Source organism: Streptomyces sp. B21-105, from assembly GCF_036898465.1.
GTDB lineage: Bacteria > Actinomycetota > Actinomycetes > Streptomycetales > Streptomycetaceae > Streptomyces.
Map to the genome: position 1 here is coordinate 3,091,334 of NZ_JARUMJ010000001.1, position 14,248 is coordinate 3,105,581.

General features: G+C 68.9%; 7 protein-coding genes and 1 pseudogene. 4 read left to right on the forward strand and 4 right to left on the reverse strand.

The window, feature by feature from the left end; all coding sequences use genetic code 11:
- The first annotated feature begins 49 nt into the window (after positions 1 to 49).
- Positions 50 to 7,030: a polymorphic toxin-type HINT domain-containing protein gene (locus QA802_RS13930; RefSeq protein WP_334521902.1), complete on the forward strand. Its 6,981-nt coding sequence runs from the start codon at positions 50 to 52 to the stop codon at positions 7,028 to 7,030.
- A 78-nt stretch (positions 7,031 to 7,108) separates the two neighbouring features.
- Positions 7,109 to 7,549: a hypothetical protein gene (locus QA802_RS13935; RefSeq protein ID WP_334521905.1), complete on the forward strand. Its 441-nt coding sequence runs from the start codon at positions 7,109 to 7,111 to the stop codon at positions 7,547 to 7,549.
- Between the two features lie 84 nt (positions 7,550 to 7,633).
- Here the strand turns inward: QA802_RS13935 and QA802_RS13940 are convergent, their stop codons facing one another.
- The 3 genes and pseudogenes from QA802_RS13940 to QA802_RS13950 form a co-directional block, all read right to left on the reverse strand.
- The gene (locus tag QA802_RS13940) at positions 7,634 to 8,914 is read right to left on the reverse strand and encodes a tyrosine-type recombinase/integrase (RefSeq protein WP_334534606.1); all 1,281 of its coding nucleotides are present in this window, start codon (positions 8,912 to 8,914) and stop codon (positions 7,634 to 7,636) included.
- Positions 8,914 to 9,105 (reverse strand): helix-turn-helix domain-containing protein, encoded by a 192-nt coding sequence (locus QA802_RS13945; RefSeq protein WP_334521908.1) that lies wholly within the window; start codon positions 9,103 to 9,105, stop codon positions 8,914 to 8,916. Before QA802_RS13945 ends, QA802_RS13940 begins: the two co-directional genes overlap by 1 nt.
- 206 nt (positions 9,106 to 9,311) lie before the next feature.
- Positions 9,312 to 10,705, reverse strand: a pseudogene (locus QA802_RS13950) (replication initiator); the annotation flags it as partial.
- On the opposite strand from QA802_RS13950, the gene QA802_RS13955 reads away from it, so the two are divergent.
- Both QA802_RS13955 and QA802_RS13960 read left to right on the forward strand, forming a co-directional pair.
- Complete coding sequence (locus QA802_RS13955) at positions 10,677 to 10,820, forward strand: hypothetical protein (RefSeq protein ID WP_334535207.1); 144 nt, start codon at positions 10,677 to 10,679, stop codon at positions 10,818 to 10,820. The pseudogene QA802_RS13950 and the gene QA802_RS13955 overlap by 29 nt on opposite strands.
- A gap of 328 nt (positions 10,821 to 11,148) precedes the next feature.
- On the forward strand, positions 11,149 to 11,589 hold the full coding sequence (locus QA802_RS13960) for a GntR family transcriptional regulator (RefSeq protein WP_334521911.1): 441 nt from the start codon (positions 11,149 to 11,151) through the stop codon (positions 11,587 to 11,589).
- An 85-nt stretch (positions 11,590 to 11,674) separates the two neighbouring features.
- On the opposite strand, the gene QA802_RS13965 is transcribed toward QA802_RS13960, so the two are convergent.
- On the reverse strand, positions 11,675 to 13,564 hold the full coding sequence (locus tag QA802_RS13965; protein ID WP_334534610.1) for an IS481 family transposase: 1,890 nt from the start codon (positions 13,562 to 13,564) through the stop codon (positions 11,675 to 11,677).
- Between the last annotated feature and the right edge of the window lie 684 nt (positions 13,565 to 14,248).

Below are 14,248 nucleotides of genomic sequence, written 5' to 3' on the forward strand. Positions count from 1 at the left end.
CCGACGGAAATTTCCACACGTGACGCACGCCGTCACACCTATGTGAAGGATGGGAAGAGCATCTGTGGTATTCGGCATAGGTAGTTCGGGCACACGGCAGGGGAGATCCCGCCGTAGACGCCGCCGCGCGCTCGTGGTGCTGCCCCTGACCGTGGCACTGTCGATACCGGTCGGTCTTGCACCGGTCGCGGCAGCCGACGGCACGAAGGGCGGGGTCGGGCGTCCCGATCTGCCCGCGCAGCGAGTCAGCAAGGTCAAGCCGGTCACCGGGCTCGGGGCGGAGCAGGCCCGAGAGCGCGTGGCCAAGGACCTACGGGACAACACCGCTCAGGCCCGGCGTGGGCGGACCGAGCAGCGGCAGGGCGACGCGTGGCCCAAGGCCGGCTCTGCCGACCTGACGCTGGCAGGCGCCTCGGTCGCGGCGTCGCCCGGTGGTCTGCCGGTCACGCTCACCCCCGTGCGGGGCAAGGCCGCTCTCGCCCAGGGCACAAACGCCACCGTCACCGTCCTCGACCAGAGTGTGGCGGATCGTCTCGGCGTCACCGGTGTGGTCCTCGCAGCCGAGGCCGGCGCGGCGGGCAAGGCCCGGATCGGCGTCGACTACGAGGCCTTCGCCTCCGCGGTCGGCGGCGGCTGGTCCGGGCGACTCGAGCTCGTCCGGCTGCCGGAATGCGCCCTGACCACGCCCGGCAAGGCACAGTGCCGGGTCCAGACCCCGCTCGGCTCGCACAACGACGCCGCTGAGCGGACGGTATCCGCCGAGGTCAACCTTCCCGCCAGGACCGAGGGCCCCTCGCCGCAGCTCGGCTCCACCGGCGGCACCACTGTCATGGCTCTGACCACCTCGGGCAGCAGTCAGTCGGCGAAGGGCACGGGCGACTACAGCGCCACGCCGCTCACGCCCTCGTCCTCCTGGGCGGCGGGCGGCAGCTCGGGCGCTTTCACCTGGACGTACGGGCTGTCGATGCCGCCTGCCGCGGCCGGACCCGCTCCCGGCCTGAACATCGGTTACGACTCCGGCAGCGTGGACGGCCGTACCGCCACCACGAACAACCAGCCCACCTCCGTCGGTGAGGGCTTCACCCTCACCGAGTCGTACATCGAGCGCAGCTACGGCAGTTGCGACGACGACGGCCACACGGACGTCAACGACCGCTGCTGGACGTACGACAACGCCCGTCTGGTGCTGAACGGCAAGTCCTCCCGGCTGGTGAAGACGTCGACGGCCGGCGTCTGGAAGCTGGAGGACGACGACTCCTCGACGGTGACCCGGCTCACCGGCGCCGCCAACGGCGACGACGACGGCGAATACTGGAAGGTCGTCACCAGCGACGGCACCACCTATGTCTTCGGCCAGGACAAGCTCGCCGGCGCCACCACCCAGCGCACCAACTCCACCTGGACCGTTCCCGTCTTCGGCGACGACGACGGGGAGCCCGGCTACACCGCGGGCAGCACCTTCGCGGAGCGGGCAGTCACTCAGGCCTGGCGCTGGAACCTCGACTACGTCGTGGACACTCGCGGCAACGCGTCCACGTACTGGTACGACAAGGACACGAACTACTACAAGAAGAACAAGGCCACCAAGGCCGACGCGGAATACGTCCGCAGCGGCCGCCTGAAAGAGATCACCTACGGTCTGCGCGCGGGTGAGCTCTTCACCGACAAGGCCGATGCCAAGGTCACCCTCGACTACGCCGAGCGGTGCACAGCGGCGGACTGCACGTCCCTCACCAAGGGAACGGCCGACAACTGGCCCGACGTGCCCTTCGACGCCATCTGCACCAAGGACTCCACCGAATGCCTCACCCAGTCCCCGTCGTTCTTCACCCGTAAGCGCCTCACCGGCGTCAACACCTTCTCCTGGAACACGGCGACCGGCATCTACGACCCGGTCGACACCTGGGCCTTCACCCAGCAGTTCCTCGACGGCGGCGACATCGGGGACACCTCCGACCAGGTGCTGACGCTCCAGTCGATCAAGCGGACCGCGAAGGCCGGCACCGCCATGACGACGCTGCCGGTGTCGTTCACCTATCAGATGCGGCCGAACCGGGTGGACGGCACGGACGACATCCTGCCCATGACCCGGCCCCGCATCTCCACCGTCACGTCCGAGACCGGCTCCATCACCACGGTCAGCCTGTCCGCGACCGAGTGCGTCCGCAGCCAGGTCCTCGCAGCGCCGCAGGACGCCAACACCCGCAGCTGCTATCCGCAGTTCTGGAACATCAACGGAGCACAGGACGCCTCCGTCGACTGGTTCCACAAGTACCGCGTCCTCGCCGTGGTCACCACCGACCCGGCCGGCCAGAACGACGCCGTCGAGAACGAGTACACCTACAGCGGCGCGGCCTGGCACTACAGCGACGACCCGTTCGTGCCCAAGGCCGAGCGGACCTGGTCCGACTGGCGTGGCTACCGCCAGGTGACGGCCTACAAGGGCTCCCGCAACGCCCCGGCGCGCTCCAAGACGGTGTCCCTGTACATGCAGGGCATGGACGGTGACCCCAACAAAAACGGCACGGCCAAGTCCGTCTCCGTCGTCCCGCCGGCCGAGCCCGCGATCGGTGTGGCCGCCCTCAAGGACAGCGACGAATACAGCGGCACCCTGCTGGAGCAGATCACCTACGACGGCGCCACCCCGATCTCAGCCACCAGCAGCTACCCCTGGTCGAAGGAGACGGCCCGCCAGACGGGCGTGCCCGACGCCGGCGACCACGTGGCCCGTTTCGTCCGGACGAAGAAGACCGCCTCGTACAGCTACCTGACGGGGTCGGACACCTGGCGGTCCACCGGCGCCGACACCGTCGAATTCGACGCCGAGGGCCGGCCCGTCAGGGTCCTCGACACCGGCGACGCCGCCAAGAGCGGTGACGAGACGTGCACGCAGACCTGGTACGCCGACAATGACACGGTCGGTCTGAAGAACCTGGTCTCACGCGTGCGCACCGTCGCCCTCGGCTGCACGTTCACCGAGGCGGACCTGAAGCTGGAAGCCGTCGGCGGCACCCGTGGCAACGTCCTGGCCGACACGGCGACGGCCTACGACGGCCTCCCGTGGACCACCACGATGCAGCCGACCAAGGGCCTTCCCACCTGGGTGGGCCGGGCCGGCGCCTACGGCACGGGCGGCTCCGTCACCTGGGACAAGGGCACCACCACGGACTACGACGTGCTCGGCCGGCAGATCAAGGTCACCGACGCCGACCTGAAGTCGACCACCACGGCCTACACGCCCGCCACCGCGGGGCCGCCGACCAGGACGATCCAGACCAACGCCGCAGGCCACCAGAACATCACCTACACCGACCCGCGACGCGGACTGCCCACGCGCATCTACGACGCCAACCTGAAGAAGTCGGAACTCGCCTACGACGCGCTCGGCCGCGTCACGGACGTCTGGCTGCCCAACCGTAACCGCGGCACACAGAGCCCGAACAGCAAGTACACCTACAACCTCAGCAACACCAACCCGTCATGGGTCTCCAGCGCCACCCTGAAGGCAGACGGACAGACCTACAAGACCAGCTACACGATCTACGACTCGCTGCTGCGGACCCTGCAAACCCAGCAGCCGACCCCGCAGGGAGGCAGGCTCCTCACCGACACCCGCTACGACTCACGCGACCTCGCCTACGAGACGCAGGCGGACATCTTCGACAACACCAGCACCCCCAACGGCACCTACACGCGCGCCGAGTACGGCGAGGCACCCGCCCAGACCCTGACCACCTACGACGGTGCCCAGCGGACGACCTCCAGCACCCTGCTCGTCTTCGGCGTGGAGAAGCAGAAGACCACCACCACCTACACCGGTGACTCGGTGGCCACCACCGCCCTCACCGGAGGGTCGGCCACGCGAACGATCACCGATGCCAGGGGCCAGACCACCGAAACGCGAGAGTACGCGGGCACCAGCCCCACCGACGCACAGTACGGAGGCACGCCCGGGATCGCCTACGCCTCGACAAAGTTCACGTACACCCTCGACGGCAAGCAGCAGAGCATCACCGGCCCCGACGGCTCCTCGTGGACCTACACCTACGACCTGCTGGGGCGCCAGAAGAGTGCCACCGACCCGGACAAGGGCCTGACCACCACCGACTACGACCTTCTCGACCGGCCGGTGAGGACCACCAACGGCGGGAAGACCGTTCTCACGGCCTACGACAGCATCAGCCGGCCCACCGCGACATGGTCGGGGGAGCACAAGCCCGAGAACCTGCTCACCAGACACACCTACGACGCGCCGTCCTTCAAGGGTCTCCCGGCCACCTCCACCCGCTACGTCGGCGGTGAGACGGGGGCGGCCTACACCAAGTCGGTCACCGCGTACGACGACCTCAAGCGCCCCACGGCGACGGAACTCACGCTCCCCGCGGGCGACGCGCTTGCCGCGTCCATCCCGAACGGCAAGCTGACCTACACCACGACGTACCGCATCGACGGCACCACGGGCACCATCTCCGAGCCCGCCCTCGGCGGACTGTCCGCCGAGATCGTCGAATACGGCTACGGCGACCTCGGCCAGCTCACCTCGGTCAGTGGCATCGCCGGTTACGTCCAGAACATCAACTACACGGCACTCGGCCAGGTGGGCGGGCTCACCCTGGGCCGGGGCGGCCCCGGTGACCGCAACGTCTACGTCACCAACACCTACGAGCAGGGCACCGGCCGCCTGACCAACAGCAACGTCACGGACCAGACCCACCCGTACATGCTGCAGGACCTCACCTACACCTTCGACCAGGCCGGCAACGTCACCTCGATCGCCGACCCGACCAGCCTCGGCGGCAGCAGCCGACACGAGACCCAGTGCTTCGCCTACGACGGCTACCGCCGCCTTGCCGAGGCATGGTCCCCCACGTCCACAAACTGCGCCGACTCCCGCGACGCGAGCCAGCTGTCCGGCCCGGCACCGTACTGGACCTCGTACACCTACAACACCTCGGGCCAGCGGGAAACCGAGACACAGCACGCCGCCACGGGCAACTCCACCACGAGGTACTGCTACGACGCGGACAAGCAACCGCACGCCCTGCGTTTCACGACCGCCCGAACCGAGTGCGGCACCGTCGACCCGGCCAAGGACAAGGTCTACGACTACGACACCGCCGGCAACACCACCGCGCGCCCAGGAAAGACAGCCCAGCAGGACCTCACCTGGTCCGTGGAAGGCCGACTCGACAAACTCACCGAGACCGGCAAGGCAACGACCCAGTACCTCTACGACGCTGACGGACAACTGCTGATCCGCAGCACGGACAACGGCGAGCGCATCCTCTACGCCGGCGCCACCGAGCTGCACCTGCCCCCGGGCGGAGCGGCGGCCTGGGCACAACGCACCTACACGGCGGGCGACGCCGCCGTCGCCATCCGCTCCGACGAAGGGGGCGTCCAAAAGCTCTCCTTCCTCGCTGGTGACCACCACGGCACGCAGAGCCTGAGCGTCACCGCCGACGCCTCGCAGACAGTCACCAAGCGCTTCATGAGCCCCTTCGGCTCAGATCGCGGCGGATCCGTCGGCACATGGGGAACCGACAAGGGCTTCCTGGGCAAGACGCTCGACAAGACGACCGGCCTGACCCATATCGGGGCCCGCGAGTACGACGCGGCGATCGGCCAGTTCATCAGCGTCGATCCCCTCCTTGACGCGTCCAACGCCCAGACCCTCAACGGCTACAGCTACGCAGCCAACAGCCCCCTCACCTACTCCGACCCCGATGGCCGGAAGATCTTCGAGGGCGACAACACCGGCGGGATCGACAGCGGCGGCCACGGCGGAGTGACCACCGTCAAAAACCGTGACAGGGTCCGCAACGGCGGAGGCCTCAACAGCCTGCCGGTGGACGACGACGGAGGCGACAAGGCCGACGACTGCCCCTGGTACTCGTGGTGCGGCGTCAAAAGCGGCTATCACAACACCATGAGCTGGGCTCGTGAGCACCGAGAGGTCATCTCGGTCGTGACCGAGATCGTCGTCACGGGGGCCTGCGGGGCCAGCGCCGTCACTGCCGGCATGGTCTCCGGCGGCGCCGGATTCACGGCCTTGGCCGGTTGCGGTGCGTTGGGGGGTGCCGCCGCCTCGGCCGTCGACAACGCCCTCGACCCGGGAGCAGACCACAGCCTCACCGGCCAGCTCTCGGCCCAGGCCAACGGCGCCATCTGGGGCGCCGCCAGCAACGTCACCGGAGCTGGTGTCGGAAAGGGCATCGCGAAGATCATCGGGAAGTGTCACTCGTTCCTGCCCGGCACCAAGGTCCTGCTGGCCGACGGCAGGACGAAGGACATCGAGGACGTCGAGGCCGGCGACACCGTCGTCACGACCGACGTCGAGACCGGCAAGAACGTGGAGAAGAAGGTCCTCGAAACCATCCGGACCGAGGACGACAAGGACTTCACGGAAATCACCGTCGCGACAGGCGACACCCTGTCGAGCATCGTCGCTACCGACACCCACCCCTTCTGGGTCCCCGACCTGAAGGAATGGGTCGAGGCCGGTGACCTCCAAGTCGGCCAGATGCTCCGCACCAGCGCCGGCACCCACGTCCAGATCACCGCAGCCAGCCACTACACCAAGCGCCAACGCACACACGACCTCACCATCGAGGACATCCACGCGTACTATGTGCTGGCGGGGGCCACACCGGTACTCGTTCACAACTGCGGTGGCGCGAACGGTGGGAAATACGGAGACCTGCAACCTGCGGGGGCGGGAAACGAGATCAATCACATTCCTGCCAATTCATCCAGCCCTCTCAGTAAGTACAGCGGTCCGTCGATTCGAATGGATTATGCCGACCATCGTGCCGTTTACAGCACCGGATCCTCTCTTGAGTCGAAGGCGTGGCGCATGAGGCAGAAGGAGCTGATAGATGGCGGCGACTTCCGGGGCGCTATGCAGATGGACGTGGATGATATTCGCTCCCGGTTCGGCAATAAGTACGACGAGGCGATCACGGAAATGTGGATGAGCCTTAGTCAGAACAAGGCCCTTCGGAAGTGGGCGTCAGGGCAAAACCCCTAGCTAGGAAATCGCACGGAACGAAATGGGACTCGCGTGTCGTCAGACTGGAAAGTAGAGATTGTGGAGTGCGGTGACCTCGTGCAAGACGATGACGAGGTCACCCCGCCCGGCGAGGCTGAGCGCCGCTGGAATCGGTACGTCGAGCTGGCCGATTCGGTGACTGGAAGTGAAGGGCCCTCTGGTGTCGCTGCGATCGTTTCTTCCCTGAAGGCTGAGGAGGATTACGGGGCCTACCAGGCGGCGCATGCGGCTTTGGGTCGCTTCCCTCATTCGGACCTCGGTCAGGGAGTGGCCGATGCATCCAGGGAACTTCTTTCCATCCCCCAGGATCAGAGTGGGAACGTCCTGCTAATCCTGACCCATGCTGGTCCTGCGGCAGTGAATGCCTTCAATGAAGCTATTCAGGCTGCCAATCCGGACGTTCGGGTCTCAGTTCGTGAACTTGTGGAGTTCCATGAATCCGAGGAGTGGCTCTCAGAAGGCAGCGCCCAGAACGTTCTTCTGATTCCACGGGCATAGCCTAGAAGTGAGAATTCAAAAGCCCCACCGGCAATGGCGCCGGTGGGGCTTTTGGGTGCCTTGACGGCAACGGTGACGGCAACGTCAGCGGACTACGACTGCGGCGGGTGGGTCGTCAGGGTCATCGTCCCCGGTGCCGAGGGCATCCCCCAGGGTGTCGATGGCTTGGCGCTGGAGGCGGAGCCGGACGTGGGCGTAGACGCCTGCGGTGACGCCGATATGGGCGTGGCCGAGGAGTTCCTTGATGACGACGAGGTCTATGCCCTGCTCCAGGAGCAGAGTTGCGGTCGAGTGGCGCAGGTCGTGGAACCGGATGCGGCGGAGCCCGGCACGGCGGAGGAGTCGGCCGAAGCGGCGGGTGAGGTTGGCGGGGTCGAGAGGGCCACCGGTCGGGGTGGTGAAGACGAGCCCGCTGTCCGACCAGCGCGCCCCGACGGCTCGACGTTCCTCCTGCTGGCGCTCCCGGTGATTCTTGAGGGAGTGGACGCATTCGGTGGGGAGAGCGATGCGGCGTTCGGATGCGCGGGTCTTGGTGTGCAGGGTGGTCAGGCCGCCGGTGCGGGTGCGCTGGAGGGAGCGGTGGATGTTGGCGGTACCGGCGTCGAGGTCGAGGTCTTCCCAGTGGAGGCCGAGGAGTTCGCCCTTGCGGAGTCCGGTGCGTAGGGCGAGTTCGTACAGCGCGTGCAGCCGGTCACCGCTGGCTGCCTGGAGGAACTGCCGGGCCTCGCTCGCCGTGAAGGGTTGGAAGCGCCGGGGGCGGGGCGAGGGGGTCTTGACGTTCCGGGCGATGTTGCGGGGCAGGTCGTCTTCGCGGACGGCGTGTTCCAGCGCGGACTTGAGGACCGAGTGGACGTAGGTCACGGTCAGCGGCGACAGGCGCTTGTCGCAGCATTGTCCGATGGTGCAGCAGGAGCGCCGGTCGATGTCGCGTTCCTGGGTGCAGCACTGGCAGGTGATGCGGAGGTGGTCGAGGAAGGTGCGGACGTCGCGGGCGGTGAGCCGGGCGAGTTTCTTCGCGCCGAGGCCGGGGATGAGGTGGAGGCGGATGCAGGTGGCGTAGCGGGTGTGGGTGTTCTCGCGGAGATGGTGGACGGCGACGTTCTGAAGCCAGTACGTCAGGTACGCGGCCAGGCTGCCCTGCGCAGAAGGAACGGGGACGCCGCGGTTGCTGGTGGCGATCTTCTCGGTGAGCTTGGCCAGCGCTTCCTTGCGGGTGGTGCCGTAGACGCGGACGCGCTTGCGGGTGTTACCGGGGGCGAGGACGTACCCGGCGGCCTCCCAGCGGCTGTCCTTGCGCTGGTAGACGGTTCCGTCGCCGTTGGCGCGGACGCGGCGGGAGGCGGGGGTGTCGCGGGGCGTGGTCATCATGCGGCGGCTTCCTGGTCGAGGCGGGTGCAGATGAAGTCGGCCAGCGCGTGGGCGGGGATGCGGCGGGCGCGGCCGAGGGTGATCGAGGCGAGTTGGTGGGTGCGGATGAGGTCGTAGACGGCGGTGCGGCCGAGTTGGAGGCGTTCCATGACCTGGGGGACGGTGAGGAGTTCCGCGCCGGCGGTCACGCGACAACCCCCGCCCGGACAGCACCGGTCAGCCGATGAGTGGAGTGACCGACCGGGTGACCGGCGCGGTCACCTGGGCGCTCCGAGTGCCGGGTTCGGGTTGGTTGCTCGGGTCGGGTCTGTCGCGTCGCGGTCAGGAGGTCGGCGAGGTGTTCGAGTTCGGGCAGGAGGCCGGTTCCGGCGTACTGCCAGTGCGAGATGACCAGCGTCGTGTCCGAGTCCATGCGCTGACCGGAGATGTTGCCGTGACCGAGACGGTGACCGGCGGCCAGGTCGGTGGAGTGTCTGGCGCGGTCACCGACCAGGCTGCCGCCGGTGTGACCGGGCTGCGTCTCAGCCGACGCTGGGGTTGGGGTCTGGGTGTCGGGTCGGCTGGTTCGCCAGGCGGTGCGTTCGGCTCGGAGGTGGGCGAGGGTGGTGGAGTAGTGGCGGGTGCGGGTGGAGAAGTGGCCTCGGAAGCCGAGCATGTGGGCCCATTGGCGCAGGCGGAGGTGGGCGTGCTGGGGGTGGGTGGCGAGGTTCCAGGCGGTGTGGATCAGGCGGCGGGCGTGGTCGGTGATGTCGTAATTGGCGAGTTCGGCGAGGAGGCGGAGGCGGCGGTCGAGGGTGCCGGTGGTGGTCTCGGCTCCCTTGGTGGCGTACTTGGCGATGTAGGCGGCGACGTGCCGGTCCGTGACGGGGCCGCCACCGGTGAAGTCGGTGCCGCGGATTGCCCGGACGTCGATCTGCCGCCCGAACCGGAACACCAACCGCCCCGCCCGATCTGAGACTTGAGGCTGGGACGCGGGGATGTCCCCGGCAGGGCGCGGCTGCTTCGGCGGTTCGCCCTCGTGGTGGACGCGGGTGCGTGTGGCGGCGGCGTGGACAGCGTGGTCGAGGAGCTGGGTGGTGGCCCAGGCGGGTGGGGTGCTGGTGGGGCCGGTGGGTCCGTCGAGGCGGATGACGGCGTGGAAGTGGACCTGGCCGCGTTTTTGGTACTCGGCGACCTTGGCGTAGGAGAGCGTGGCGTGGTGGCGCAGGGTCCGCTGGGTGAGGCCGGCGGCTTTGGCGATCTCCCGTCGCAGGTGGGTGGTGAAGCGGGCCCACAGCGCCGGGGCGTGCGCGTTCCACAGCACCGCGCCCATGTAGTCGTAGTGCTCGGGGTCGAGCGGGGTGCCGAGGATCGGGTCGTCGTCGGGGGGACCTGGCCGCAGTGGCAGCGGCCGGTGTCGGGCTGGTTGTGGACGGGGCCGAAGCCGGGTGCGGTGAGGGTGGCGAACACGCGCGGGTGCGCGGCGACGCTGGTAGGGACGGTCTTGCCACCGCGGAGTCCAGCGGCGATGAGTTGGTAGGTGTCGTAGCGGTAGACGGTGGAGCAGGCGGGGCAGCGAGTGGCACGGCGGTTGCCGCAGCGGACCAGCAGTTCGCCCGCCGGGAGCCGGCCGGAGTCGAAGTGGTCGAGGATCGCACCGGTCACGGTGTCCAGACGGGTGCGGTGCCCGGTCAGGCGGACAGGGCGCGCGCAGCCACCGAGTCCGGCTATCTGCCGTGCGAGGGGTGCGAATTGGCCGGTGGCGGCGAGCTTCGCAAGCTTGGCGGTGAGCCTGGCGCGGCGCTCCAGTGCCGACCGCCGTGTCGCCGCCGAGGTGGTGACGTCCGCCGGGCAGGCCGGCGTCGTCAACGCCGACGACGAGGGACGCGAGGCGGCTGGAACGGTTGCGGAGTACGGGAGTTGAAGCTGTGTGGGCATGCGGAATGGGGCCTTTCGGCGGGAGCGCGGAAGCGGTACGGCGCGCGGGGCGACATGGGCAGGCCGAAGTTGTCGGCTCACAGGGGAACGGGGGCGCCTCGAAGTTGGGCGCGGGGGCCGGACCAGCAGGGCTTGGTCGGCCGGGCGCGGTGGTGATCACCGGCGGGTGTGGGACGTTAACATCGCCTCACCGGCGCATTCAAGTGCATCCCTCCTGATTCCTTTCTTGTGGGTGGTGGGACGCGGGTAGCGTGGGGCCGGTTTCCCGGTTTGGACGGGCCGGATTTCGCTGGTAGAGGGCGTGGAAAGCGGGGGTGACCGGCGTGGTGGTGGGGCGGCGCGGGCGCAGGCCGGCGGGCAGCGGGGTGCCGCTGACGTTCGAGGTGATCGCCGAGACCCTGCGCGAGCGGATCCGCTCGGGCGGGCTGCGGCCGGGGGACGCACTGCCGACGCAGGCCGTGTTGATGCGGGAGTTCGGGGCGGCGAGCCTGACCGTACAGAAGGCCATGGCCCTGCTGAAGCAGGACGGCTGGGCGGTCTCGCGCCCCGGCAAGGGCGCCTTCGTCGCCCACCACGACCACGCCGCCGACAACACTGATGACCTCGACGGCCCGGAGACGACCGCACCCGTCGGCGGGACGACGGCCCGCGTCGAGGCGTTGGAACGGGCACTGGTCAACGCCGTCGAGCAGCTCGCTGACCTCCGTGGCCGCGTCGAGGCTCTGGAGTCAGGCGGCGGCGGGCGGGGCCACTGACCCGCCGTGCCGGGACGCTGGTCAGGGTTGTCTAGTCCCAGGTGATGTTTGACGTTCTGGTCCCAGCTGTTGCTTGACGGTGGGCCTAGACAACATCGGAAATCTTGTGGGGCTTGTTCGCCTTCACGTGGCGGACGGGGATGTCGGTGGTCCGCCGGATGACCCGGACCTGGCCGTCCAGGTCGACGCTGATCGTCGTGTCCGACACATGCACGGTCACCGTCTGCCCTGCGTAGGGGCGGCCGAGGGAGACGGTCTGTCGGCAGACCATGACGGTGCCCACCGCGCTGACCCGCCGCTGCACCCGGACCGGCTCCACGCGGGGCCGTGGCGGCGGGCCGGCGGGCCGCAGACCTCGCAGCCTACGGACTTCCTCGCTGGTCAGGGGGTTGGGTCGCACCCGCAGCAGCTCCCGCGAGGACAGGTCGAAGAACGACAGCGTCTCACCGTCGATGCGGATGCCCACCTGACGGCCTCCGAGGATCTCCGCCGCCAGCACCTGGCGCCCGCCCAGGCCCACCAGACCGCTGTTGTTCACCACCCGGTCGACCTCGACCGCCGCCCCGTCGCCGGCCGGAAGCGGGGCCGGTCCCGCCGCACGTCCGCCCCGGGCAGCCAGCCGTCCCAGATCCGCCACCGACAAGTGCGACCGCACGGTCTTGATCCGTGCTCCCGCGATCAGCAGATGGATCACCGAGGTGTCTGCCCAGAACGTCACCGTCAGCCCTGAGCGGGCCGGGCCAAGCCAGAACTGCTTGCCCGCGACCTGCAGATTCCCACTCGCCGGCACCACCCGCTCGAACTCCACCGGCCCACCGGGCTCCACCGGCACCACTGCCGGGACCACCTCAGGCAGGGCGGCGGGCACAGCCGAGGCTTCACCCGGAACCGGCTCCGGCTCCGGGTCCGGCTCCGGGTCCGGCTCCGGGTCCGGCTCCGGGTCCGGCTCCGGGTCCGGCTCCGGGTCCGGCTCCGGGTCCGCTGGAGGTGTCCGCTGCTGCGGCACCAGCGCCAGCACTCCGGGAATCTTCAGGCCCAGGACATCCCGCTCCTCCTCGGGCGCCGGCGTGAACCGATCGGCAGGAGACTGCATGTCCAGGGCCTGATGCGGTCGCATCGAGTTGTACTCCTGCACCCACCGATCCAGCGCCGCCTGAGCCGCCTCGATGCTCTCGAACGCGCCGCAGTCGTCCAGAAGTTCGCGCCGCAGTGTCTGATGGAACCGCTCGACCTTGCCCGTCGTGGTCGGCGACGCCGGCTGCGTCAGCCGGTGCGCGATCCAGTTCTCCCGGCAGATCCGGTCGAACAGCACCTCACCGCCCTGCCCGAACCGGTCGGTGAACTGCTTGCCGTTGTCGGTCAGCACCTCCTCCGGCACCCCGAACGCCTGCAAGGCCCGGACGAAGGCCGCGCAGACCGCCCGCCCGGTCGCCCGCTCCACCACCGACGCGATCACGCAGTACCGGGAATGGTCATCCACACCCGTCACGACCTTGGCCTCGGTCAGCTCCCCGGCCACCGGGTCGACCAGCATCACGCCGCCGACAATGTCCATCTGCCACAGCTGCATCGGCCGATCCCGCTGCCAGCGCTTGTAATCCGACCGCTTCCGGCGCCGCACCCCCGGCTCCACCAGCCCATGACGGACCAGGACCCGATACACGGTCATCCGCGACGGCACCGGCGTGACTGTCCCGGACCGCTCCATCACATGAGCGATCCGCCGCGGACCCCACTTCGGGTGCTTGCGCCGCAGCTCGCACACCGCCGCCTCGGCCTCGGCAGAGGCCTGATGCGGACACGACGCCGGCCTACGGGAACGATCCGCCAGCCCCGCCAGACCCGAGGCCTCATACCGGGACTTCCACCCGCTGACCGTCTGCCTGGACACACCCAGCCGGGCGGCGACCTCCGTCACCGTCGCACCCGCCAGCACGGCCAGGACAGCCCGGTATCTCTGCTCGACAACCGACAACTCCACCAGCGCCAATCCCGGCCTCCTGCCACACGCCGCAACGACGTGCACAGAAAAGCCGATCACGGCCACTGTCAACCATCAGCTGGGACCGAAGTGTCAAGCATCTCCCGGGACCGGACAAACGCTGGTCAGGCCGGTGCGTTCAGATTTTCTCTACGAGGTTCAAGGCGGGCCCCGCCCGCCGGAGCTGGCCGCCGTCGCCGACAAGTCCGCCGTTCGCTCGGAAGATCAGCGGCGCTGCAGGCGGCGAGCCGCACCGGCAGCCGGGCATGACCCAGGACTGCGGGAGCGGCAACCAGCCAGCTTGTCGGGCTGACCGGAGTCAGGCTCCTGGCAGAGCAAGTTGTCGCATACGACCGTCCCACGGCCGGATCGTACGCACAGGGGCTGACCAGGGGGCCGTCCCTCATGTTCGTCTCGCCGGTCTCACCGAGGGCGGTGGTCGGCGTTGCCTCCGGCGGGGAGCGAAACTTCCGGCCGCCCGTCGGGGCCGACTTCTCCCGCCCCGGCCCCGCGCCGCCAGACTGGGCGACGCACCAGCCCGGCCGTACGCTGCCTCTCCCGCTCGGGCCCGATCCTGCCGAAAGAAGCCGCCCCCTGCGCCGCCTCGGCAGGTTGCCGCTGGTTTGCGGGCGGTGCCGTGGCGTCAGGGCGAAGGGGGGCGACGTTGGAGTGGCTGCG